The organism is Alteromonas profundi (genome assembly GCF_010500865.1).
Classification (GTDB): Bacteria; Pseudomonadota; Gammaproteobacteria; order Enterobacterales; family Alteromonadaceae; genus Alteromonas; species Alteromonas profundi.
This window is the reverse complement of the sequence record NZ_JAAAWN010000022.1, coordinates 51,167-77,149: the sequence shown is the minus strand read 5'-3', so window position 1 is coordinate 77,149 and position 25,983 is coordinate 51,167. Positions and strand designations below refer to the sequence as shown.

General features: G+C 45.5%; 20 protein-coding genes and 1 tRNA gene. 2 read left to right on the top strand and 19 right to left on the bottom strand.

Features of this window, described 5'->3' with window-relative positions:
- The 14 genes from GTH32_RS14830 to GTH32_RS14765 all read right to left on the bottom strand — a co-directional run.
- Positions 1-247: GTP-binding protein (locus GTH32_RS14830; protein ID WP_246223276.1), on the bottom strand; the 247-nt coding region annotated here is incomplete at its 3' end.
- Positions 248-310: 63 nt separating this feature from the next.
- The gene (gene fusA, locus GTH32_RS14825) at positions 311-2,413 is read right to left on the bottom strand and encodes an elongation factor G (protein WP_163087173.1); all 2,103 of its coding nucleotides are present in this window, start codon (positions 2,411-2,413) and stop codon (positions 311-313) included.
- Positions 2,414-2,440: 27 nt separating this feature from the next.
- On the bottom strand, positions 2,441-2,911 hold the full coding sequence (gene rpsG, locus GTH32_RS14820; RefSeq protein WP_163087171.1) for a 30S ribosomal protein S7: 471 nt from the start codon (positions 2,909-2,911) through the stop codon (positions 2,441-2,443).
- 75 nt (positions 2,912-2,986) lie between these two features.
- Entirely contained in the window at positions 2,987-3,361 is a 375-nt protein-coding gene (gene rpsL / locus GTH32_RS14815) for a 30S ribosomal protein S12 (RefSeq protein ID WP_013786326.1), read from the bottom strand.
- A 311-nt stretch (positions 3,362-3,672) separates the two neighbouring features.
- Positions 3,673-7,845: a DNA-directed RNA polymerase subunit beta' gene (gene rpoC, locus GTH32_RS14810; RefSeq protein ID WP_163087169.1), complete on the bottom strand. Its 4,173-nt coding sequence runs from the start codon at positions 7,843-7,845 to the stop codon at positions 3,673-3,675.
- Positions 7,846-7,926: 81 nt separating this feature from the next.
- A complete protein-coding gene (gene rpoB / locus GTH32_RS14805) occupies positions 7,927-11,955 on the bottom strand; it encodes a DNA-directed RNA polymerase subunit beta (protein ID WP_163087167.1) in 4,029 nt (1,342 codons plus the stop codon).
- Between the two features lie 323 nt (positions 11,956-12,278).
- Positions 12,279-12,653 (bottom strand): 50S ribosomal protein L7/L12, encoded by a 375-nt coding sequence (gene rplL, locus GTH32_RS14800; protein ID WP_163087165.1) that lies wholly within the window; start codon positions 12,651-12,653, stop codon positions 12,279-12,281.
- A gap of 57 nt (positions 12,654-12,710) precedes the next feature.
- Entirely contained in the window at positions 12,711-13,229 is a 519-nt protein-coding gene (rplJ, locus tag GTH32_RS14795; protein WP_163087163.1) for a 50S ribosomal protein L10, read from the bottom strand.
- Between the two features lie 305 nt (positions 13,230-13,534).
- Positions 13,535-14,230, bottom strand: a complete 696-nt coding sequence (rplA, locus tag GTH32_RS14790) for a 50S ribosomal protein L1 (RefSeq protein WP_163087161.1) — start codon at positions 14,228-14,230, stop codon at positions 13,535-13,537.
- Between the two features lie 4 nt (positions 14,231-14,234).
- The gene (gene rplK / locus GTH32_RS14785) at positions 14,235-14,663 is read right to left on the bottom strand and encodes a 50S ribosomal protein L11 (protein WP_044058299.1); all 429 of its coding nucleotides are present in this window, start codon (positions 14,661-14,663) and stop codon (positions 14,235-14,237) included.
- A gap of 509 nt (positions 14,664-15,172) precedes the next feature.
- Positions 15,173-15,721: a transcription termination/antitermination protein NusG gene (gene nusG, locus GTH32_RS14780; protein WP_163087159.1), complete on the bottom strand. Its 549-nt coding sequence runs from the start codon at positions 15,719-15,721 to the stop codon at positions 15,173-15,175.
- 3 nt (positions 15,722-15,724) lie between these two features.
- Positions 15,725-16,102, bottom strand: a complete 378-nt coding sequence (secE, locus tag GTH32_RS14775) for a preprotein translocase subunit SecE (protein ID WP_163087157.1) — start codon at positions 16,100-16,102, stop codon at positions 15,725-15,727.
- Between the two features lie 58 nt (positions 16,103-16,160).
- Positions 16,161-16,237, bottom strand: a tRNA-Trp gene (locus tag GTH32_RS14770).
- Positions 16,238-16,382: 145 nt separating this feature from the next.
- Complete coding sequence (locus GTH32_RS14765; RefSeq protein WP_163087154.1) at positions 16,383-18,224, bottom strand: ABC transporter ATP-binding protein; 1,842 nt, start codon at positions 18,222-18,224, stop codon at positions 16,383-16,385.
- A gap of 430 nt (positions 18,225-18,654) precedes the next feature.
- Here GTH32_RS14765 and sodC point away from each other — a divergent pair, with 430 nt between their 5' ends.
- Positions 18,655-19,200, top strand: a complete 546-nt coding sequence (gene sodC / locus GTH32_RS14760; protein ID WP_163087179.1) for a superoxide dismutase family protein — start codon at positions 18,655-18,657, stop codon at positions 19,198-19,200.
- A gap of 215 nt (positions 19,201-19,415) precedes the next feature.
- On the opposite strand, the gene GTH32_RS14755 is transcribed toward sodC, so the two are convergent.
- Positions 19,416-20,030: an RraA family protein gene (locus tag GTH32_RS14755; protein ID WP_163087152.1), complete on the bottom strand. Its 615-nt coding sequence runs from the start codon at positions 20,028-20,030 to the stop codon at positions 19,416-19,418.
- A 211-nt stretch (positions 20,031-20,241) separates the two neighbouring features.
- Between GTH32_RS14755 and GTH32_RS14750 the strand changes: the two genes are divergently transcribed.
- Positions 20,242-22,302: a M13 family metallopeptidase gene (locus GTH32_RS14750; RefSeq protein WP_163087150.1), complete on the top strand. Its 2,061-nt coding sequence runs from the start codon at positions 20,242-20,244 to the stop codon at positions 22,300-22,302.
- Between the two features lie 76 nt (positions 22,303-22,378).
- Here the strand turns inward: GTH32_RS14750 and GTH32_RS14745 are convergent, their stop codons facing one another.
- The 4 genes from GTH32_RS14745 to GTH32_RS14730 form a co-directional block, all read right to left on the bottom strand.
- A complete protein-coding gene (locus GTH32_RS14745) occupies positions 22,379-22,780 on the bottom strand; it encodes an ACT domain-containing protein (protein ID WP_163087148.1) in 402 nt (133 codons plus the stop codon).
- A 33-nt stretch (positions 22,781-22,813) separates the two neighbouring features.
- Positions 22,814-24,193 (bottom strand): ATP-dependent RNA helicase DbpA, encoded by a 1,380-nt coding sequence (gene dbpA, locus GTH32_RS14740; RefSeq protein ID WP_163087146.1) that lies wholly within the window; start codon positions 24,191-24,193, stop codon positions 22,814-22,816.
- Positions 24,194-24,257: 64 nt separating this feature from the next.
- Positions 24,258-25,307, bottom strand: coding sequence for a dihydroorotase (pyrC, locus tag GTH32_RS14735; RefSeq protein ID WP_163087144.1), 1,050 nt, complete (start codon positions 25,305-25,307; stop codon positions 24,258-24,260).
- Between the two features lie 57 nt (positions 25,308-25,364).
- Positions 25,365-25,922, bottom strand: a complete 558-nt coding sequence (locus GTH32_RS14730; RefSeq protein ID WP_343033445.1) for a PhnA domain-containing protein — start codon at positions 25,920-25,922, stop codon at positions 25,365-25,367.
- Positions 25,923-25,983: the final 61 nt, after the last annotated feature.

The window sequence follows — 25,983 nt, the reverse complement described above, 5'->3', positions numbered from 1 at the left end:
GGCAGTCTACGTGAGCGTAGTGACGGCTTGGAGTGTCATATTCTACGTGTGAAGTAGAGATGGTGATACCACGAGCTTTTTCTTCAGGCGCGTTATCGATTTGATCGAAAGCCTGAGCTGAACCACCATAGGTCTTTGAAAGAACTGTAGTGATAGCTGCAGTTAGGGTAGTTTTACCGTGGTCAACGTGGCCGATAGTACCCACGTTTACATGGGGTTTCGTACGTTCAAACTTTTCTTTTGCCATTTTTCTCGTTTCCTAAGTTAAAAGTCCGACCCACACATAGACCGGACCGAACCTTCATTTAGATTAAATTCTAGATTCAATAATAGCCTGCGCCACATTGTTCGGCGCCTCAGAATAATTGAAGAACTCCATTGAGTATGAAGCCCGACCCTGCGTCTGAGAACGCAAAGCAGTAGCATACCCAAACATTTCTGAAAGCGGCACTTTTGCACGTATTATCTTAACACCTGCTACGCCATCTTCCATACCTTCGATCATGCCGCGACGACGATTTAAGTCACCAACAACATCACCCATCCAGTCTTCTGGAGTAGTTACTTCAACTTTCATAGTGGGTTCAAGCAACACCGGATTTGCTTCTGCGGCGCCATTTTTGAAACCCATAGAGCCGGCGATCTTAAACGCCATTTCAGAAGAGTCAACATCATGGTATGAACCATCGAACAAAGTAACCTTTACATCAAGTACAGGATACCCTGCTACGACACCACTTTGTAACTGCTCCTGAATTCCTTTATCTACGGCGGGGATGTACTCTTTAGGTACAACACCACCGACGATGTCATTTACAAATTCGTAGCCTGCGCCTTCTTCTTGCGGCTCTATACGTAACCACACGTGGCCAAATTGACCGCGGCCACCAGACTGACGAATGAACTTACCTTCAACTTCAACAGACTTACGAATGGTCTCTCTGTAAGCAACCTGAGGGTTACCAACATTACATTCAACCTTAAATTCACGTTTCATTCGATCAACGATGATATCTAAGTGAAGCTCACCCATTCCAGAAATAATTGTCTGTCCGGTTTCGTCGTCAGTTTTTACTTTAAATGAAGGATCTTCTGCAGCAAGTTTGCTCAGAGCAATCCCCATTTTTTCTTGATCTGCTTGAGATTTCGGCTCAACGGCAATGGAAATTACCGGGTCAGGAAACTCCATACGTTCAAGCGTAATCACATTGTTAGGATCGCAAAGTGTGTCACCGGTAGTAACATCTTTTAAACCAATAGCGGCAGCGATATCTCCTGCACGCACTTCTTTTAGTTCTTCACGATCTTTAGAATGCATTTGCACGATACGCCCAAAGCGCTCGCGCTTACCCTTAACCGGGTTATACACAGTATCACCAGTATTCACCACGCCAGAGTAGCAGCGGAAGAACGTCAACGTACCCACAAACGGGTCGGTAGCAATTTTAAATGCTAACGCAGAAAACGGTTCGTTATCATCTGCGTGACGCTCTGCTTCGGTTTCGTTCTTATCGTCAAGAACACCGGTAATAGCTTTAACTTCGGTTGGAGCAGGCAAAAAGTCGATAACGGCATCGAGTACAGCTTGAACACCTTTGTTTTTGAAGGCACTGCCACAAGTGGCAAGAACAATTTCGTTGTTCAAGGTACGCGTACGAAGACCTAAACGGATTTCTTCTTCAGTTAGCTCTTCGCCTTCCAAATACTTGTCCATCAGCTCATCAGATGCTTCCGCCGCAGCTTCAATCATATCGGTACGATACTGCTGCGCTTTATCGAGATATTCAGCCGGAATGTCTTCATAGGTAAATGTCATACCCATGTCAGCTTCATTCCAGTTGATTGATTTCATCTTTATTAAATCGATGACACCATGAAAATCGTCTTCAGCGCCCATGTTCAATTGAATAGGAACACAGGTTGCGCCTAAACGCTTGCGGATTTGAGCCACAACACGTTCAAAATCAGCGCCAGCCCGGTCCATCTTATTGACGAACACAAGGCGTGGCACTTCATACTTATCAGCCTGTCGCCAGACTGTTTCTGATTGAGGTTCAACCCCAGAAGACCCACAAAATACAACAACAGCGCCATCAAGAACACGTAATGAACGCTCTACCTCAATGGTAAAGTCTACGTGTCCAGGCGTATCAATAATATTTATACGGTGCTGATCGTACTGCTTTTCCATTCCTGACCAGAAACAGGTAGTCGCAGCAGATGTGATAGTAATACCACGCTCCTGCTCCTGTTCCATCCAGTCCATGGTTGCAGCACCATCGTGCACTTCACCGATTTTATGAGACAGTCCTGTATAAAACAGAACACGCTCTGTAGTCGTGGTTTTACCCGCGTCCACATGCGCCACAATACCAATATTACGGTACCGCTCAATCGAGGTCTTACGAGGCATATATCTCTCTCAGTTAAATAACGTTGATTACCAACGGTAGTGAGCAAACGCTTTGTTTGCTTCGGCCATGCGGTGAACGTCTTCACGTTTCTTAACCGCTGAACCTTTGTTTTCTGCAGCATCAAGCATTTCAGCAGCCAGGCGCTGAGACATAGACTTTTCACCACGTTTACGTGCAGCGTCTACCATCCAACGCATACCTAGTGCATTACGACGTACTGGACGTACTTCAACTGGAACCTGATAAGTTGAACCACCTACACGACGAGATTTAACCTCTACAGTAGGACGAATGTTATCAAGTGCTTCCTCGAATACATCTAGGTGTGCCTTGCCGGTTTTTTCAGCAACAATATCAAGCGCACCGTAAACGATTTTTTCAGCGACTGACTTTTTGCCGTCGAGCATTACGACATTCATGAATTTTGCAAGCAATTGTGAACCGAACTTCGGCTCTGGTAGGATTTTACGTTGACCTACGACTCTTCTTCTTGGCATTTTCTATTCTCCGTATGAATTCAGGGATAACCCAAAACTCTTAAACTTCAGTTTGGCCTTACTAACGGAGAACCGTTAAGATTTAGGCTTCTTCGCACCGTACTTAGAACGGGCTTGCTTACGATCGTTAACGCCTGCGCAGTCAAGTGTACCGCGAACTGTGTGATAACGAACACCTGGTAAGTCTTTAACACGACCACCACGGATAAGTACTACACTGTGCTCTTGTAGGTTGTGACCTTCACCACCGATGTAAGAAGAAACTTCAAAACCGTTAGTTAGACGTACACGACAAACTTTACGTAGTGCAGAGTTTGGTTTCTTTGGCGTAGTAGTATATACACGAGTACATACACCACGTCTTTGTGGACAAGCTTGCAATGCAGCTACGTTGCTTTTTTCAACGGGCTTTTTGCGAGGCTTGCGCACTAACTGGTTAACTGTTGCCATTAACTAGCTCCTGATTAAAAACTACGAAAACCCAATCACTATGATTGGGTCCATACTAATGCGACTTCATCACCGTCGCTCTCTTTTTAGCTAACCCTGTGCTCGTCAGTGTTAGCAGAGCTCTGATACAAAAAACCGCGCCCCTTTTCTGTTGCCTTTTAAAGGCTATCAAAAATCGGGTCGCGGAATATTAATGATCAAAGCACTGACTGTCAAGCTGTACAAAGGATAGACAGATAATAAACCGCTAAACTGTCAGCCTGACATGCCAATTTGTTAGGAGTACGTTAACGTACTCCCTTGATCACACCTTATTCAGCAGAGTCTTCATCTGCACCAGCGTTAAGCGCTTCGGTTAATGCTTGTTCTGCTTCGGCAGCAGATACAGACATTTCTTCGATTTGCTCTTTACGCTGCTGGGCGCGACGTTCGTGGTATGCGAAACCGGTACCGGCTGGGATCAAACGACCCACGATAACGTTTTCTTTCAGACCACGTAAGTCATCTTCTTTACCTTGCACAGCGGCTTCGGTAAGTACGCGCGTTGTTTCCTGGAACGATGCTGCAGAAATAAACGACTCAGTTGAAAGTGATGCTTTAGTAATACCAAGCAGTTGTGTTTCATACTGCGCTGGCATCTTACCAAGTTTTTCAATTTCTCGGTTAGCCACTTTCACGTTCGATACTTCTACTTGCTCGCCTTCTAGGAACTGCGTATCTCCTGGGTGAGTAATAATACACTTACGCAGCATCTGACGTATAACAACTTCGATGTGCTTATCGTTAATTTTTACACCCTGTAGACTGTATACTTCCTGAACTTCGTTCACGATGTAGTTGGCTACTGCAGAGATACCGCGTAGACGCAAGATGTCATGTGGAGATTCTGGACCATCGGCGATAACTTCGCCTTTTTCCACTTTCTCACCTTCGAACACGTTAAGCTGACGCCATTTCGGAATCATCTCTTCGTATGCTTCGCCATCTGGACGCGTGATAACTAGACGCTTCTTACCTTTGGTTTCTTTACCAAAACCAATGGTACCTGACACTTCTGCAAGAATAGCTGGCTCTTTAGGCTTACGTGCTTCAAACAAGTCGGCTACGCGAGGTAGACCACCGGTAATATCACGGGTCTTCGAACTTTCTTGAGGTATACGTGCTAGCACGTCACCTTCGTTAGCCACCTTGCCTTCTTTCGCTTCAATAGTGGTGAAGCTTGGAAGACGAATTTCTTGAAGTCCGAACTCGTCACTTTCCAGGATAAGCTTAGGCTCTTTGGCGTTAACCTTAGATAGGTCTTTAACAACGATACGCGTTAAACCAGTAAGCTCGTCTTGCTGCATTTCGGTGTTAGAGTCGTCAATGTCGGCAAAGCTAATTTTAGCTGCACGTTCAGTAACGATTGGGTGACTATGCGGATCCCAGTTAGCAACAATGTCGCCAGCTGCAATCGTTGCACCGTCGTCCACGCTAAGCACAGCACCATAAGGTACTTTATAACGCTCTTTCTCACGACCTTGCTCATCGATAACGGTAAGCTCAGTTGAACGAGAAACGATAACCAATTTGCCATCAGAGTTACGTACAAATTTTTCGTTGTGTAGCTTAAGGCTACCCGCAGTCTTAACTTGAACACTGTTCTCTGCAGACGCTCTTGATGCCGCACCACCAATGTGGAACGTACGCATGGTAAGCTGTGTACCTGGCTCACCGATAGACTGAGCAGCGATAACACCCACTGACTCACCGCTGCCAACCATGTGGCCGCGTGCAAGGTCACGACCGTAACAATTGGCACAAACACCAAAGTCGTTGTCACAGGTGATAACCGAGCGAACCATAACTTGGTCCACTGAGTTTGCTTCAAGCATATCTACTAGCGCTTCATCAAGCAGCACGTTACGCTCAACCAATACTTCGTCAGTACCTGGCTTCACTACGTCTTCTGCAATAACACGACCTAGTACACGCTCACGCAATGGTTCAACAACATCGCCACCTTCGATAAGTGGTGTCATTTGAACACCTTCGAATGTGCCACAGTCATCGTTAGTAATAACCAAATCTTGTGCAACGTCTACAAGACGACGGGTTAGGTAACCCGAGTTCGCTGTCTTAAGTGCAGTATCCGCTAGACCTTTACGCGCACCGTGAGTAGAGATGAAGTACTGTAGTACGTTCAGACCTTCACGGAAGTTTGCCGTAATCGGGGTTTCGATGATTGAGCCATCTGGCTTAGCCATCAGACCACGCATACCCGCTAGCTGACGAATCTGAGCGGCACTACCACGAGCACCGGAGTCAGCCATCATGTAAACAGAGTTAAATGATGATTGCTCTTCTTCTTCGCCATCGCGGTTAATTACGATGTCAGTTTTAAGGTTATCCATCATGGCCTTAGCAACTTTTTCGTTGGCATTTGACCAGATATCGATAACTTTGTTGTAACGTTCACCCGCGGTAACAAGACCGTTTTGGAACTGTTCCTGAATTTCGATAACTTCTGCTTCCGCCGCGTCGATAATTTCTTTCTTAGCAGCAGGGATAACCATATCGTCGATACCAACAGATGCACCCGCGATCATCGCGTAGTGGAAACCGGTATACATGATTTGGTCAGCAGCAATTACGGTATCTTTCAAACCTAGCGTACGGTAACAAGCATTCAATAGTCTTGAAATCTGCTTTTTACCCATCGCTTGGTTGATGATTTCAAACGGCAGACCCTTAGGTAGAATCAATGAGAAAATTGCACGACCAACCGTAGTATCAGTTAGCGTTACTTTCTCAGTTTTGTTGCCATCTTCATCGATGTCGAATTCTGAAATACGCACTTTAACGCGAGAGTGAAGCTCAGCATTACCGGTACGGTATGCTTTTTCTGCTTCATTCGGGCTGGTAAATACCATGCCTTCGCCTAAGCCGTTTACTTTGTCACGGGTTAGGTAGTAAAGACCTAATACAACGTCCTGTGAAGGTACGATGATTGGTTCACCATTTGCCGGTGACAGAATGTTGTTCGTAGACATCATTAGCGCACGTGCTTCTAGCTGTGCTTCGATTGTCAACGGAACGTGTACCGCCATTTGGTCACCATCGAAGTCGGCGTTGTACGCCGCACACACTAACGGGTGAAGCTGAATCGCTTTACCTTCGATAAGTGTTGGTTCGAAAGCTTGGATACCCAAACGGTGAAGTGTAGGTGCACGGTTAAGTAGTACCGGGTGTTCGCGGATAACGTCATCTAGTACGTCCCAAACCTCTGGTGCTTCGCGCTCTACAAGCTTCTTAGCAGCTTTAATTGTTGTGGCTAAACCACGACCTTCAAGCTTACCGTAGATAAACGGTTTAAATAGCTCAAGTGCCATCTTCTTAGGAAGACCACACTGGTGAAGACGTAGTGTAGGACCAACGGTAATTACAGAACGGCCTGAGTAGTCAACACGCTTACCAAGAAGGTTTTGACGGAAACGACCTTGCTTACCTTTGATCATGTCTGCAAGCGACTTAAGTGGACGCTTGTTAGACCCTGTAATTGCACGACCACGACGACCATTATCTAGAAGGGCATCTACCGCTTCTTGAAGCATACGTTTTTCGTTACGTACGATGATGTCAGGCGCCGCAAGGTCTAGAAGACGCTTAAGACGGTTGTTACGGTTAATTACACGACGGTAAAGGTCGTTAAGGTCAGACGTTGCAAAGCGGCCGCCATCTAGTGGTACTAGTGGGCGTAAATCCGGTGGAAGTACTGGCAACACTTGTAGAATCATCCACTCTGGCTTGTTACCAGATTGCTGGAACGACTCTAGCAACTTAAGACGCTTAGTAATCTTCTTACGCTTAGTTTCAGAGTTGATTGACGGAAGTTCTTCACGCATTGCTGCAACATCGGCATCAACGTCAAGGACAGTAAGCAAATCAAATACTGCTTCTGCACCCATTTTAGCGTCAAACTCGTCACCGTGCTCTTCTAAAGAGTCTAGGTATTCTTCTTCGTTAAGAAGCTGACCGCGCTCAAGCGTAGTCATACCTGGCTCTGTCACCACGTATGATTCAAAATAAAGTACGCGTTCAATATCACGTAGTGTCATATCAAGCATTAAGCCGATACGAGACGGAAGTGATTTTAAGAACCAAATGTGTGCAACTGGGCTAGCTAGCTCGATGTGACCCATACGCTCACGACGTACTTTTGTTAGGGTAACTTCTACACCACACTTCTCACAGATTACACCACGGTGCTTCAAACGCTTGTATTTACCGCAAAGACATTCGTAGTCTTTTACCGGCCCGAAAATACGCGCACAGAATAGGCCGTCACGCTCAGGTTTGAACGTACGATAGTTAATGGTTTCTGGCTTCTTCACTTCACCAAAAGACCATGAACGAATCATGTCAGGTGAAGCAAGACCAATTCGAATATTATCGAATTCTTCAGTCTTGTGTTGTTGCTTTAGAAACTTTAATAAGTCTTTCACATTACTCTCCCAGCGGAGTCAGTCTCTAGAACCCGGCGCAAGCGCCGGGCCATCTCATGTCATTACGTGGCGATTGCCGTGTTACTTTTCTTCCAACTCGATGTTGATACCCAACGAGCGAATTTCTTTAAGTAATACGTTGAAGGATTCTGGCATACCAGGCTCCATTCTGTGATCGCCATCGACGATGTTCTTGTACATCTTAGTACGGCCGTTAACATCATCCGACTTAACAGTAAGCATTTCCTGAAGGGTATATGCTGCACCGTAAGCTTCAAGGGCCCACACTTCCATCTCACCGAAGCGCTGACCACCGAACTGAGCTTTACCACCCAGCGGCTGCTGTGTAACTAGGCTGTAAGAACCGGTTGAACGGGCGTGCATCTTATCGTCAACCAAGTGGTTCAGTTTCAGCATGTACATGTAACCAACCGTTACTGGACGTTCAAACTCACGACCAGTACGACCGTCGAACAAGGCAATCTGACCGCTTTCTGGAATATCAGCAAGCTTCAGCATTTCCTTAATCTCAGACTCGCGAGCACCGTCAAATACAGGCGTAGCTACCGGCACACCTTTACGCAGGTTCTCTGCAAGGCGTCTAACTTCGTGATCAGTGAAGTTGTCGATATCCACTTCTTGGTGATTCTCACCAAGCTCGTATACCTTCTTCAGGAATTCACGCAGTTCAGCGAGTTCACGCTGTTCTTTGATCATACGGTCGATTTTCACACCTAGACCATGGGCTGCCATGCCTAAGTGAGTTTCTAGAATCTGACCGATGTTCATACGAGACGGTACACCTAGAGGGTTAAGTACGATATCTACCGGCGTACCGTTAGCATCGTAAGGCATATCTTCTACAGGCTGGATGGTCGAGATAACACCTTTGTTACCGTGACGACCGGCCATTTTATCACCTGGCTGGATATGACGTTTAACCGCTAGATAAACCTTAACAATCTTAAGCACGCCTGGCGCAAGATCATCACCTTGTGTGATCTTACGACGCTTAACTTCAAATTTCTTATCGAAGTCAGCTTTAATCTCAGCGTGTTGCTCAGCAATCTGGTCAATCTCAAGCTGTGCGTCTTCATCGTTAAGTGGAATATCAAACCACTTCTCACGCGGCATGCTGTCTAGCTTAGTTTCATCTACGCCAGCGCGGATGAATGCATTACGAGCACGAGCAAAAATACCGTCAGCAAGAATTTCAAATTCGTCAGTAAGGTCTTTCTTAACCTGACGAAGCTGCATGTCTTCAATTTCAAGCGCGCGTTTGTCTTTCTCTACACCGTCACGGGTAAATACTTGAACGTCGATAACGGTACCGTGTACTGAGTTAGGTACACGTAAAGACGTATCTTTAACGTCAGACGCTTTCTCACCAAAGATGGCTCTTAACAGTTTTTCTTCTGGCGTAAGCTGGGTTTCACCTTTCGGCGTTACCTTACCTACAAGAATGTCACCGCCTTTCACTTCTGCACCAATGTAAACAACACCTGATTCATCAAGCTTGCTTAGTGCAGATTCACCCACGTTTGGAATATCAGAAGAAATTTCTTCTGGACCAAGCTTGGTATCACGAGCAATACAGCTTAGCTCTTGAATGTGAATCGTAGTAAAACGGTCTTCCTGTGCTACACGCTCAGAAATAAGGATTGAATCCTCAAAGTTATAACCATTCCACGGCATAAACGCGATACGCATGTTTTGGCCAAGTGCAAGGTCACCAAGGTCGGTTGAAGGACCATCAGCTAGCACGTCGCCTGCAACAATTGGGTCGCCCACACTACAAGTAGGACGTTGGTTTATGCAGGTGTTCTGGTTAGAACGTGTGTATTTAGTCAGGTTGTAAATGTCGATACCTGCTTCACCTGGAAGCATTTCTTCTTCATCTACTTTAATAACGATACGGCTGGCATCTACGTAATCTACCATACCACCGCGCTTAGCAACTACGGTTACACCCGAGTCTACAGCGATGGTTCTTTCCATACCTGTACCTACAAGCGGCTTATCAGCGCGTAGTGTCGGTACTGCCTGACGTTGCATGTTGGCACCCATAAGTGCACGGTTAGCATCATCGTGTTCTAGGAACGGGATGATACTTGCTGCAATCGAAACGATTTGCTGTGGAGAAACGTCCATGTACTTAATGTCTTCTGTAGGCATCAAGGTAGTTTCACCACGGTGACGACATGGTATAAGGTCGTCAACTAGCTCACCATTTTCAGTTAGCGCAATGTTCGCCTGTGCAATGGCGTATTGGCCTTCTTCAATAGCAGATAGGTAATCGATTTCTTCAGTCACCACGCCATCAACAATGCGACGGAAAGGTGTTTCAAGGAAACCAAAATCATTGGTACGCGCAAAGCTTGCCAATGAGTTGATTAGACCGATGTTCGGTCCTTCCGGCGTTTCGATTGGACACAGACGACCATAGTGGGTCGGGTGTACGTCTCGAACTTCGAAGCCTGCACGTTCACGGGTAAGACCGCCCGGGCCTAATGCAGAAATACGACGCTTATGCGTTACTTCCGATAGCGGGTTGTTTTGGTCCATGAACTGAGATAACTGTGATGAACCAAAGAACTCTTTAACTGCAGCCGAAATAGGCTTAGCGTTAATTAGGTCTTGTGGCATGATGTTATCAAGGTCGCCTAAGCTTAGACGTTCCTTAACAGCACGTTCTACACGTACTAAACCAACACGGAATTGGTTTTCAGCCATTTCACCAACAGAACGGATACGACGGTTACCAAGGTGATCGATATCATCAACTTCGTCTTTACCATCACGAATCATTATTAGCTGCTTCATTACAGCAATAATGTCTTCTTTATCTAGCGTACCTGAACCTATAAGTTCTTCACGGCCTAGACGACGGTTAAACTTCATGCGACCAACAGATGATAAGTCATAACGCTCTTCTGAGAAGAATAGGTTCTCAAACAAGGTTTCAGCTGCATCTTTTGTTGGTGGCTCACCAGGGCGCATCATGCGGTAAATTTCAACTAGCGCTTCTAGGCGGTTTGTTGAAGAGTCGATACGTAGTGTGTCAGAAATGTATGAACCATGGTCCAATTCATTAATGTACAGAGTTTCGAACTCTTTGATACCTGCTTGACTTAGTGCTGCAAGGTTTTCTAGCGTTAACTCTTCGTTAGCGCTAACAATCACTTCGCCAGTATCTTCATTTACATAAGTGGCGGCAAATACGCGACCAATTAGGTAATCTGCTGGTACTTCAAGTTCAGTCAACCCCGCTTTTTCTAACGCACGAGTATGGCGCGCAGACACACGACGACCGGTTTCAACAACTACGTTGCCTTCACCATCAATGATATCAAAGGCAGCCGTTTCACCACGTAGGCGATCGGGTACCACTTCCATCATTAAGCGGTCTTTGTCGATGCGGATATTAACTTTTTCGAAGAAAGTATCGAGTATTTCTTCAGACGTCATCTCCAACGCGCGTAAGATAATAGTTGCAGGCAACTTACGACGACGGTCGATACGTACAAACAAGTTATCTTTCGGGTCAAACTCAAAGTCTAACCACGACCCGCGGTAAGGAATAACACGTGCATTATAAAGCACTTTTCCTGACGAGTGAGTTTTGCCTTTGTCGTGATCAAAGAACACACCAGGCGAACGGTGTAGCTGTGACACGATAACACGCTCTGTACCATTAATAACGAACGTACCGTTCTCTGTCATTAATGGGATCTCGCCCATGTACACTTCTTGTTCTTTAATATCTTTTACGGTACCTGGGGCAGCGTCTTTATCGAACAACACTAACCGTAGTTTTACTCTTAACGGAGCAGAGAAAGTTACGCCGCGGATTTGACATTCTTTAACATCAAAAACTGGCTCTCCCAGGCGGTAGCTTACATACTGAAGCTCTGAATTACCTGAGTAACTTTTAATTGGAAAAACGGAACGAAATGCTGCTTCCAAACCGTATTGAGCATCGGCGTCGATCTCAATAAACTTTTTGAAAGAATCAAGCTGAATTGAAAGAAGGTATGGAATTTCCAATACCTGTGGGCGTTTGCCAAAATCCTTACGGATACGTTTCTTTTCGCTATAAGAGTAAACCATGGGTTCCTCAGCCTGCTGATTTATGACCCAACCTGCTGCAAAATGCTTTAAGACGCGTGCTATGGGCTAAAAGCTGCGTGTTAAATGGCGCACTAAGCAACAAACTTCCACAACCCTTTTTCGGGCGATTTCACCAGCATACAACAAAATTTAACCAATTTTTAGTTAAGTTGTTGGTTTTATGCTTTTTGTGGAATCTCCGAGTGCGCTTTTCGGTGTATAGCCAAGGGTAAAAATTCTACACACTACACAGCGCAAAAAGGCTGGTGGTTCAAAAAACCACCAGCCTTGCCGTCTCAGGCAAATAATCTGATCAATTCAGATTACTTGATTTCAACTTCGGCACCAGCTTCAACTAGCTGTGCTTTAAGCTCTTCAGCTTCTTCTTTGCTTACGCCTTCTTTGATAGCTTTAGGAGCAGATTCAACTACTTCTTTAGCTTCTTTAAGACCTAGGCCAGTCGCGCCGCGAACTGCTTTGATTACTGCAACTTTGTTGCCACCGAATGAAGTCATTACAACGTCAAATTCAGTTTTCTCTTCAACTGCTGCTTCACCGCCAGCTGCTGGACCAGCTACAGCTACTGCTGCAGTTGCTTCAACACCGAACTTTTCTTCAGCTGCTTCGATTAGCTCAACCAATTCCATAACTGGCATTTCAGCAATCGCGTTTAAGATATCTTCTTTAGTTAGAGCCATGTTCTCTAAACTCCTGGGTTTTGAATGTTAAAAAAATCAATATGCCAAAAACGGAAATTACTTCTCGTCTTTGATCGCCGCCAATACGCGCACAAATTTGGTAGGTACTTCGTTGATAGTTTGAACGAATTTGCCCACCGGTGCTTTGAAGGTTGCAAGTAGTTTTGCAAGCGCTTCGTCGCGAGTTGGAAGTGAAGCCACTGCGTCCAATTTTTCTGGACCAAGAAGACCACTACCAATCGATAGTGCTGTTACATTTAGCTTATCGTTTGATTTTCCAAAGTCTTTGAAAAGACGAGCCGCACCGCCAGGTGCGTCAATTGAAAAACCATAAATAAGCGGGCCTGTAAGCGCGCTATCGATGTCTGCAAATTTGCTGTCTGCCAATGCACGTTTAGCTAGAGTATTACGGATAACCTTAAGGTATACGCCTTGCTCACGAGCTTTAATGCGAAGGTCAGTCAGTTCTGCAACTTCCATCCCACGGTATTCAGCGACGGCAACGGATAGAGCGCGAGACGCAACTTCAGAAACTTCTGCTACGATCTCTTTTTTTGCTGCTAAACCTAGTGCCACTGAGTTCACCTCTTTGTATCTGACGTTGTCTGTAGTTTCCTACTTACGCGGTCAGGGTTCACAGATTGATACTTCCACAATTGAAAGTACCGCTCTACGGTGTTTGTTACCCCAGAGAGTCTGAGTCAAACCACCGTCTGCGCAGGTTGTTGTATTAAGCAGTATGTTGACTGTGAAAGCTCTCTTACTTCTTCCACCACACCGCACCTGCGGTCTTGGACGGGAGCTGCTTATTAGCACTGCTAAATATCACAGCTCCAACCCATAACCTTTAAGAGAAACTGTTGAGCTTTCGCTCAATAGTTTTATAGACCTACTGAAGCTTTATCTAGAGATACGCCAGCGCCCATAGTGGTGCTTAGGCTGATCTTCTTGATATAAGTACCTTTAGCAGAAGAAGGCTTCGCTTTCTTCAATGCTTCAAGTAGTGCTTCAAGGTTCTCTTGAATTTGGTTTGTTTCGAACGCAATCTTACCGATGCTAGCATGGATGATACCGTTCTTATCGTTACGGTAGCGTACCTGGCCCGCTTTCGCGTTCTTAACAGCAGTAGCAACGTCTGGCGTTACTGTACCCGTTTTAGGGTTAGGCATTAGGCCACGTGGACCTAAAATTTGACCAAGTTGACCAACAACACGCATTGCGTCTGGGCTAGCAACTACAACGTCAAAGTTCATTTCGCCTTTTTTAACTTGCTCAGCTAGGTCATCCATACCAACGATGTCTGCACCTGCTTCTTTAGCAGCTTCAGCGTTTGCGCCTTGGGTAAACACTGCAACGCGAACGTCTTTACCAGTACCGTTAGGTAGTACAGTTGCACCACGAACGTTTTGGTCAGATTTCTTTGCATCGATACCAAGGTTAACTGCTACGTCAACGCTTTCTGCGAACTTAGCTGTAGCTAGTTCTTTAAGAAGCGCTACCGCTTCATTGATTTCGTACTCTTTAGTCGCTTCAACTTTGTCGCGAATAAGACGAGCGCGTTTCGTTAATTTAGCCATTCGATTAGTCCTCTACGTTCAAGCCCATTGAGCGAGCAGAACCCGCGATAGTGCGTACCGCTGCATCTAAGTCAGCTGCTGTTAGATCTGGCTCTTTAGTTTTAGCAATCTCTTCTAGCTGAGCGCGAGTAACTTTACCCACTTTCTCAGTGTTAGGACGGCCAGAACCACTCTTGATGCCAGCTGCTTTTTTAAGCAGGTAAGACGCAGGAGGAGTCTTAGTTTCGAATGTGAAAGAGCGATCTTCGTATACCGTAATCTCTACTGGTACCGGAGCGCCTTTCTCAAGGCTATCAGTTTTCGCATTGAAAGCCTTACAGAATTCCATGATGTTTACACCATGTTGACCTAGTGCAGGACCAACTGGTGGACTTGGGTTAGCAGAACCAGCTGCAACCTGAAGCTTGATAATACCGCTTACTTTTTTAGCCATTTTAAATGCTCTCTTGTTTGGGTCTAACGCCTCGCAAATACAGAGAATATTTGCTCAATCGGCTTCCCGTTTCCGTTTAAAAGGGCGCGCATTATATAAGGTGGGTAATCATTATGCAAGGGTTAAAGTGTTTAAAAAACGATCTTAGGGGCAGTTTCAAAACAAGACGGTAGTAATAATAATGAAGATACGGTGATTAGGTTATAGCACGTTCAAGAACAGCAAAACAAAGTTAAATAAAATCAAAAAGTTAAACTAGGTAAGTGCGTCAAACTTAAGAACAAGGCGAAGCATATGAGCCCCCAAAAATGAACATGAGCCTAGGTGCGCTGGTATAGCTTATATGAGTAATAGTGGTTAATGGCGTCATTACGCGTTTATTATCGCACTGACGTTACCCGCCTACTTACTTGTTCCTTTAGAAGACTTTTATCAAGTCAAGGTTAACGAGCAGAGATAAAAAAACCTGCAAGAAGCAGGTTTTTTCAATGGGTACAAGTAAAAAGCGATTAGCCTTTTTCTACCTGACCAAATTCTAGGTCTACCGGTGTTGAGCGACCGAAGATAAGCACCGATACTTTTACGCGGCTCTTTTCGTAGTCTACTTCTTCTACTACACCGTTGAAGTCGGCAAAAGGACCGTCGGTAACACGTACCACTTCGCCTGGTTCGAACAAGGTTTTTGGTCTTGGCTTATCAACATTTTCTTCAAGACGATTTAAGATAGCGTCGGCTTCTTTTTGGGTAATTGGCATTGGGCGATCTGATGTACCACCGATAAAGCCAAGTACGCGAGGCACACTTTTCACTAAGTGCCATGAATCTTCATTCATCGCCATCTCAACCAAAACATAACCTGGGTAGAATTTGCGCTCAGATTTACGCTTTTGGCCTGCACGCATCTCTACCACTTCTTCCGTTGGTACTAAAACCTGACCGAAGTATTCTTCCATATTGTGCATTTTTATGTATTCAAGCAGCGTCTTTTTAACACGCGCTTCATACTGAGAATATGCTTGTACTACGTACCATCTTTTCTTAATTGCTTCTTCAGACATACGTTATGCTCCTATTCCAGTAACAAAGCTTACTAAACGCACAATGATACCGTCTAAACCCCAAAGGATAAGTGACATTACCGCTGTTGCTGCAAGCACGATTAGCGTAGTTTGGTTAGCTTCTTGGCGAGTAGGCCAAACAACCTTGCGTACTTCAGTACGAGATTCTTTAGCAAAGCTTAGGAACGTACTACCTTTAACCGTAGATGCTGCCAAAAAGCCTGAGATTGCCACTACTACTACTGCGGCGATCGCACGGTATAGTACCGAAATTTCACCATACATAGTGTTAGCGGTAACTAACCCTGCAAGTAGGGCAAAAACGATTACCCATTTAAACATGTCCAACCCGTTGGACTGATTTTCCGTCTTTTCGCTCATGTCACGATCCTAGCACTACAGCGTCGTTAAACTCACGTTTGTACGTAAGCATGAAATCTGGCAGGGGTGGAGGGACTCGAACCCCCAACCATCGGTTTTGGAGACCGCTGTTCTACCAATTCGAACTACACCCCTGTGGTGTTTTAAACTAACAAATTTTACTTACATTACCCTTGTGATAAGTGCGTCTTTTCGAAGGAAAGTGCGGTATCGCAAGGGAGGGAGGCGTATTATACTTAACCACTTTCAAGTTACAAGCGCTTTATGCCTCTTGCGTAGTTTACTCAACCCCAATAAAGCCTCCCGTTTGGTGCGCCCACAGTTTTGCGTAGATACCGTTATGGGCTAATAACTCACTATGAGAGCCTTGTTCAACTATTTGCCCTTTATCTAGCACCAGTAGCCTGTCCATCTGTGCGATCGTCGACAATCTATGTGCAATAGCAAGCACGGTTTTTCCTTCCATTACTTTATCTAAACATGCCTGGATAGCGGCTTCCACTTCAGAATCTAACGCTGATGTCGCTTCATCTAAAATTAGCACAGGGGCGTCTTTTAACAACACACGGGCGATAGCCACGCGTTGCCTTTGACCACCAGAAAGCTTCACACCCCGTTCGCCTACATGGGCATCGTAACCGGTTCTGCCCTGGCTATCGGTTAAGGTAAGAATAAAGTCGTGGGCCTCTGCTTGCTTTGCAGCACGTATCATTTCTTCTTCAGTGGCATCGGTACGACCGTATAAAATATTGTCGCGCACTGAACGATGCATGAGCGAGGTATCTTGCGTCACCATACTAATTTTAGCACGCAGGGTTTCTTGTCCCACTTCGGTGATATCTTGGCCATCTATAATAATTCGCCCACTTTGGGTATCGTAAAAACGCATGAGCAGATTAACTAAGGTAGACTTCCCTGCCCCCGAACGCCCTACTAGCCCCACCTTTTCACCGGGTTTAATGGTTAAGTTTAATTGCGAGAATACGTTAATAGGCTGATTATCAGCCCCTTGGTAAGAAAAGTTCACCTTATCAAAACGAATACTGCCGCCAGCAACGGACAGCGCATCGGCATTGGGCTTGTCTTTTACACTTACCGGTTGCGCCAATGTATTCATGCCATCTTGTACGGTACCTAGGTTTTCAAACAGCCCCGATACTTCCCACATTACCCAATGTGACATACCATTCAATCGAAGACACAGACTAATGGCGATAGCAATGTCACCGGCACTGGCGATATTTTCTAGCCATAAATACACCGACAGCGCGCCAATGGAGAAAATAAGAATAGCGTTGGCCATTTCTACGCAAAACTCGAGCACCGTAACTAAGCGCATCTGCGGATACACCGTGTGGAGAAAGCCGTCCATACTCTCGCGGGCATAATCAGCCTCACGGCGGCTATGAGAAAAAAGTTTTACTGTTGTGATATTGGTATAACTATCGACAATTCGCCCCGTCATAAGAGAACGCGCATCAGCTTGTTTTTGCGACACGTCTTTTAGCTTTGGTACCAGCACCCGTAAAATTGCTACATAAACAAAAAACCAAATAATAAGCGGCACGGCAAGACGCCAGTCGGTGCTGAATATAAGCACGACCATCGAAATAAAATACACCGAGATATAAACCATCAGGTCGAGTATTTTGGTGACGGTTTCTCTTACTGATAGCGCGGTTTGCATTACTTTGGTCGCTACGCGGCCTGCAAACTCATTATGGAAAAATGTCAGGCTTTGGCTAAGTAAATACCGATGGGCTTGCCACCGGATACGCATAGGGTAATTGCCCATTAAAGACTGACGTGAAAACAATGAACGCAATAAAATAAAGCCGGGGATCAAAACTAATACTGTCAGCCCCATGGTTACGAGCGTCCATTTTTGTTCGGCTAAAAATGTATCGCGGTTTTGTTCTGAAAACCAATCAACCAATTGGCCAAGGAAACCAAATAAGGTGACTTCTAACATAGCCACAATGGCACTTAATAAAGACACAGTGGCGATGACGCCCCACATACCTTGGGTATAGTACTTACAGAAAGCGACCATTCCCTTTGGAGGTTGACTTGGAAGTGTATCGGGAAAGGGCTTAGTAAGGCGCTCAAAAAATGAAAACATGTACTGTCGCTCGTATGGTTAAACATCAACTGCAAAATATCTGGCTGATTCTACACTATCTAGGCTGCGCTATCGGCAAAACCTTTACTATTTTGGTTCATATAAACGGCTAGGTTAAGTTCTGCGATCGGTAGCTTTAATCACTAAGGCTTGCCGCTTTTCACTGCGCGTTAGTATATCTTTATTTTATGCCCTGAACTTTTTGTGACAGCCTATCGGGTAACATTTTCATAAGGTGTGTTAATTCGAAGCACTATCCTCTTCATAAACCCGAATGGGTTACGCATTGCAAGCTATTACCTCTATGTATACAGCGGGTTAACGCTAATAAGTAGGATTGGTGCGGTTCATGCTTTTTTACTAGGTAAGCGGGCATTTTTGCCTACTGATTTAGCTAATAGAATATTGATCCGAAGAAAAGGAGAGCATGATGAAAAGACGCAGTTTAACCGCGCTGGTAGGCGCTGTATCGTTAGCACTCAGTTCAGTTGGTATCGCAGTGGCAGGAGAAGCCGACACGACTAATGTTATGATGAAAAATTTAAAAACCGATAGCAGCATAGGCACCATACAAGTACGTGAACACGATGACGATGGCGTTGTTTTCACGCCTGATCTTAGCGGATTAACGCCTGGCGCTCACGGCTTTCACATTCATGAAAATGGCGATTGCTCGGCCACAATGAAGAACGGTAAAAAAGTGCCTGGCGGCGCGGCGGGTGGTCATTATGACCCAGAACATACCGGTCATCATAAAGAGCCATGGTCGGAGTCAGGTCATGAAGGCGATCTTCCCGCCTTGTACGTGGATGAAAATGGCAATGCCACTAAGCCGGTTTTTGCGCCAGAATTAGATCTTGAAGATATTCACGGTAAAGCAATAATGATCCATGCCGGTGGCGACAACTATTCAGATCAACCCAAAAAACTGGGGGGCGGCGGCCCTCGTGTAGCCTGTGGAGTTATTGCTGAATAAGCGAAATGCCTGTGCGTTGCTGCTTATTTGCATAACTTATCTATAAGTAACAGTTGCACTGTACGTGGTAGATGCCCTGTACATGGTGGAGGCTCGGTTTCAGCAATGTTTTACTGCTGTCATTTGTCCCACTGTATAGGGTATTTGCCAACGCCATTTGGCATCGAATACGACCAACAACGGGCAAAGCCACTCTATAATGGCATAATGCCCGTTTATTTATCGTTAAAGCCTAGGTCTTTCAGAATACTCTCAACTTTTTCGTGGTGCTGGGCTTGCCATTGAGAAAGCGACATTGCCTCATCTTTCTTAGCCCGAGCACTCGCTATTTCGAACGCATCTTGCGCCCTTAGGTGCGGGATTACGGCAATACCTTCTTCATCAGCAACAATAATATCTGTGGGGTTTACCTCTACACCGCCACACTTTATCGATTGATTTAGCGGCGATATACATTTTTTGGCTCCAGGTTTAGGTACTACCCCCTTGGCGAACACTGGAAATTTATTGTCACGGGTTTCCGCTAAATCTCGTATTACCCCATCGATAACAAACCCTTTTATTCCCCTCGCCTGGGCTATCGCGCATACATTTCCCCCAGCTACGGCAAATTCGTCATCCGCTTCTACTACGATAATATCGCCAGGTTGAGCACGGTATATTGCTGCGTGTAGCATAAGATGGTCGCCGGGCGCACATTTAACGGTAAACGCGGGGCCGGCTATACGCGGTATGGGGTGCCAAAGTGGCTTGATACTGTAATGCATAAATTGCTCACGAGGCAACGCATCGGCGTATTCACAAGGTGACACGGTATCAAACGGCAACATAAGCTCTCCTTCTGTATGGCTAGCCACACGCTATATCAGTATGCAGAATTACATCTGGCCTTTTACTATAGCGAAGTTGGCGCGCTAAGTTGTTACAAGCTATGTATTTTCACTATAAATACTTTTTCTATTGGTAGGCCCATGATAAAAAAGCGGGTCTTAAAAAACGCCTATAAAAGGCGTGCTAGCATAAATGAAGTAGGAAGAAGTAATGTTACGAACTGTAGTAAGCCTAGGTGTAGCACTCGCACTTTCGGCATGTAGCCCTCAAAACGCCACCACTGAAACCCCCACTCCTGTAGCAGCCGAGCAGCAACAAACCTTGCAGTCTGGCGTAATCAAAAAGAATATGGATTTATCTGTGGACCCAGGTGAAGACTTCTTCCGTTATGTTAACGGCAAATGGATAGATAACCTTAAAATTCCTGCGGATAAGTCTAGCTATGGGTCTTTCACCATTTTGCGTGACGAGTCACAAGACCATGTAATGGAGATCATCAGAAGTTCATCTGAAGGTGACTTTGTTGACGGCTCTGACGAACAAAAAGTGGGTGACTTTTACCGTGCATATATGGACATGGACACGCGCAATGCATTAGGTATGACACCGCTTACCGCTGACATTGAAAAAATTGAAGCAATAGACAGTTACGACGAATTGGCGCGTTATTTTGCCTATGCGAATCGTTATGGATATGTTGCGCCATTTCAAATTGGCCAAGAAGCTGATTTCAAATCGCCAGAAAATTACATGATTTATACCTGGCAATCGGGCCTTGGTTTGCCAGATAGGGAATACTACTTTAAAGACGATGAAGCGTCACAAAAAATACGCGATGCCTACCTAAAACATATCGAAACTATGTTCACCCTCGCCAAGTTCAATGCGCCGGCCAAAAGTGCGCAAATGTTGTTCGATATGGAGCGCGATATTGCTGAACTTCATATGAAGAAAGAGCAAGTACGTAATTGGGCTGCCAACTACAACAAAGTAAGTGTAGATGAACTTGACACTTACATGCCTAATTTCCCATGGGCGTTATTCTTAAAAGAAATGCAGCTTGAGCAATTAGACAGTGTCGTGTTCTTGCAAAGCGATTTCATGAAGCAAATTGATGCGCTTATTGCTGAAACCTCTTTAGAAGACTGGAAGGTGTTTTTGAAGTGGGGGCTATTAAATTCTACAGCTAGCCAGCTTTCACAAGAATTCGATACTGCAAACTTCGAATTTTACAGTAAAACCCTTAGCGGCGTAGAAGAACAGCGCCCACTATGGCGTCGTGCGGTAGGCTTAACCAATGCTCATGTTGGCGAAGTGATTGGCAAAGTGTATGTGAAAAAACATTTTCCACCTGAAGCCAAAGATCGTATGACAGAAATGGTGAACAACCTACTACTGGCGTATAAAGAAAGCATCGAACAACTTGATTGGATGACCGACGATACACGTAAACAAGCGCTTGATAAACTTTCGAAGTTTACCGTTAAAATTGGTTACCCAAACCAATGGAAAGACTACTCAGGTCTAACCGTTGATGCGCAAGATTTATTTGGTAATTTAAAGCGCTCTGCCGACATGCGCTATGCAGAAATGCTGAAGAAACAAGGTGGACCCGTTTGGAAGCACGAATGGTCTATGACCCCACAAACGGTTAATGCCTACTACAACCCTTCAGCTAATGAAATTGTATTTCCAGCTGCAATCCTTCAGCCTCCTTTCTTTGACATGAATGCCGAGGATGCGGTGAACTATGGCGGTATCGGTGCGGTTATCGGGCACGAAATAGGCCACGGCTTTGATGATTCTGGCTCAACCTTTGATGGCGATGGTGTTCTTCGCAACTGGTGGACAGAGACCGACCTTAGCGAGTTTAAGGCCCGCACCGCCACCCTAGTAGATCAATACAATCAGTTTGAAGCCTTACCTGATTTGTTCGTCAATGGCGAATACACACTCGGTGAAAATATCGGAGACTTAGGGGGCATCAGTATTGCGCTGAAGGCTTACCATTTGTCGCTAGAAGGCAAGCAAGCACCTGAGATTGACGGCTTTAGCGGCGATCAGCGTGTGTTTATTGGTTTTGGCCAAATATGGGCCACCAAGTACCGTGATGAAGCGCTGCGTACGCAAATTCAAACTGATACCCACGCACCGGCTATGTTCCGTGCCAATGGTGCTGTGCGTAACGTACCTGAGTTCTACCAGGCGTTTGACGTAACCAAAGAAGACGAGCTGTACTTAGCACCTGAAAAACGGGTGAAAATTTGGTAACGGGAAAATAACCCCATGAGATCAAAAAGGGCGACATCGTATGTCGCCCTTTTTATTGGTACTCTATAACGACGCTTTATTCTAAGGAAAGCGAGGAAAGCACCATTACGGCTTGATCTGCCTTTGTTGTCGGCACAAAGATATGGTCATGATAAAAACCTGCTACTACATTGGCACTAATATGGGTATGCGTAAGCGCTGCCGTCATAGCCGCCGTCATTCCAACGGCATCTAAACTAGAATGCACTTCACACGTGATACAGCTGTAGGTGCCTTCATAGGTTAATTCAAACTCTTTTGCTGCCCCAACCTCTAAAATAAGGCTTATTCCTTCTTTTTCTTTGAAAGTGGCAAGCGCTGACATCATCAGTTCAGCCGTAACACGGCTAGGCGCAACGCTGACAAATACGTACTCCCCCGGCTTTTTCACCGGCATTAAATTTTTCAACAATACCGCTAAATTTGTTTCACCGGACATGCTCACTCCTTCTCAATACTGCTTTATAACTAATTATAGTTTGCGTGCGCGTACGCGTTTGCCTTTAATCTTTCCATCTCTAAAGTGGGCCATCGCTCGCTTCACGCTACGCACTTTCACCGCCACAAAACTCATACTGTTTTGCACCGCAATTTTTCCCACATCATCGCCCGGTATACCTGCATCTTTAGTTAATGCGCCCACAAGATCACCTGGGCGTATTTTTTGTTTTTTACCTGCACTAAGGGAAATACACACATAGTCAGGCAATACAATGCGATTTTTATGGAATCGCAGCGCCTGCGCCCCTTTCATTTCAATATCGCTTTCTTGCAACACCTCAATTTTACGTAAAAAGTGCTCTTCTTCGTGGCCCACTAGTGTAATTGCGGTACCTTGCGCACCGGCTCTGGCCGTTCTACCTATACGGTGGATATGGGTTTCCGGCTCTTCACTTACCATGTAGTTAATAACACAGTCTATGTCGTCTATGTCTAAGCCTCGTGCCGCTACATCAGTGGCAACCAATACTTGTAGCGCATCGCTTGCAAACTGCATAAGTACGGCGGTACGCGCTATCTGTTCCATATCGCCCTGCAAACCTGCTGCACTAAAGCCTTCGGCTACCAATTCATCAACCACTTCAGCTACTTGAACCCGGCGATTACAAAAGACAATGGCGTTTTTAGGTTGGTAGTGTGTAAGCAGTGCTTTTAATGTTTGTATACGGGTATGCGGTAATACGTTGTAGCCTAGCTGAGTGATAGACGGCTTACTTACCTGAGACTCAACCTTACAGGTTACCGGTGTTTTAAGGTATTGATCAGCAATACGCTCAATTTGTTCTGTGAAAGTGGCAGAAAATAGTAGGGTTTGCACCGCTTTTTTCATCGGCGAAAAAATAACGCCTAAGGCATCTTCAAACCCCATATCTAGCATGCGGTCAGCTTCATCAAGCACCCGAAGTTTTACCTCAGATAAATCGAGACGGCGACGCTCAACGTGATCCATAACACGTCCTGGCGTACCGACAATAATATGAGCGCCGTGCTTAAGCGATTGAATTTGTGGGCCCATAGGCTGACCGCCGCATAAAGTAAGCACCTTTATATTCCCTATTTGCTTTGCCGCATTTCGGCATTGCTGTGCTACCTGATCGGCAAGCTCGCGGGTAGGACAAAGCATCACCACCTGCGTAGAAAAATTACTGGCATCAATGGTTTCTAAAGCCGGAATAACAAAGCATAGGGTTTTACCACTGCCTGTTTGTGCTTGGCCAATAACGTCTTTCCCTTCTAGGGCATGAGGTAACGACTGAGCTTGAATGGGCGATAGCGTATAAATACCTTGGCTATCCAGCGCGCGCTGGATATCTGGGTTAATAGCTAAATGCTTGATGGTTTCTATTGTCATTTCGGTTTTCCAAAGATGACAAAGGCCAGAATATCTGGCCTTTGTATAATTAAAGCGTCAAAAATTAGCGCGGGTTAAACGCGCTCTTTAATTTCCATTGCAGTGGCTGACCTGCGTAAAAGGGTACCATGTCTGTTCCATCAGCAAGTGTTACTTGTTCAGGTACCTGCCATTGGTTTTTCTCTAGCGTTATGGTTGTAGTATTGCGTGGCAAGCCGTAAAAATCGGCGCCGTTGTGACTAGCAAAACCTTCTAATTTATCAATTGCGCCTAGCTGTTCAAATACTTCCGCGTACAGCTCAATGGCAGACCACGCGCTATAGCATCCTGCACAGCCACAGGCATTTTCTTTTTTGTGCTTGGCGTGGGGGGCAGAATCAGTGCCTAAGAAGAAACGCTTGTGGCCAGTGGCGACTACGTCCCTTAAGGCCTGCTGGTGCGTGTTGCGTTTTAGCACAGGCAAACAATAATTGTGTGGACGAACGCCGCCCACTAATAAATCGTTGCGGTTAAGAAGCAAATGCTGCGGGGTAATAGTGGCGCCGACGAAATCACTGGCTTCTTTGACGAATGCTGCCGCGTCTGCGGTGGTGATATGTTCAAATACCACTTTAAGCTTAGGGAACGCGTTTACTATCAAGGATAAATGCTTATCGATAAAAACTTTTTCTCTATCAAAAATATCGATATGGTGCTCGGTAACTTCCCCATGTATCAGCAGCAACAATCCTTCTGCTTGCATAGCCTCAAACACAGGGTACAAAGCTTCTATGCCTTTCACCGCGGCGTCAGAGTTGGTGGTTGCGCCTGCAGGATAAAGCTTACACGCGGTCACGCCGGCCTGTTTGGCATCAACAATGTCCTGTGCCGTCGTTTGGTTGGTTAAAAACAATGTCATCAACGGAGTGAAATCGCTTCCCTGGGGACGCGCGGCTTCAATGCGCTGCTTATACGCTATTGCCATGTCGGCATTGACCACAGGCGGCACCAGATTGGGCATTACAATGGCGCGCTGAAAACAGCGGGCTGTTGCTGGGACGGTTTCAGCCAACATTTCATTGTCGCGAAAATGAAGATGCCAGTCATCGGGGGTAGTTATGGTTAATGTTTGCATGCCGGTGGACTCTCTATTCTTTACTCGCGCTATTGCTTCGCGCACTGTACAAATGAACTATGACTTTTTGGTATACGCCGCAATAATGACAATTCGCGTACCGTTAACTTTACCTTCAATATGCAACGGATTATCACTTAAACTAATGCCACGCACGGGTGTACCACGCTTAGCGGTAAAGGTAGCCCCTTTTACATTTAAGTCTTTTACAAGATGAACGTTGTCGCCCGGTTGTAGGGGCGTGCCATTACAATCAAGGGTAGGCTCACGCTCAATAAGTCCGGCCTCTGCCCATTGCTTAACTTCATCTTCCAAATACATCATATCAAGCAAATCTTGCGCCCAGGCTTCTGCGTTTAAACGGTTGAGCATTCGATACGCCACCACCTGCACTGCCGGTACAGGAGACCAAATCGCATCATTCAAACAGCGCCAATGGGTAGCATTCAGCTCTGCTTCGTTAGTAAGTTGTTCACGGCAAGTTTGACAAGTAAACACGGCGCAGCCAGCGGTTTCATCGGGTGACTCAGGCACCATGTAAACGTCAAGACCATCAGTATTTTTACAAAGTTCGCAGGCGTTTTCAGCCCGAGTCATTACAGCATTTTGAAGCACAGTAGGTATCCCAATAGAAATTTGCCACTCAGTATACCACATTTAGGCAAATATCGAGCTG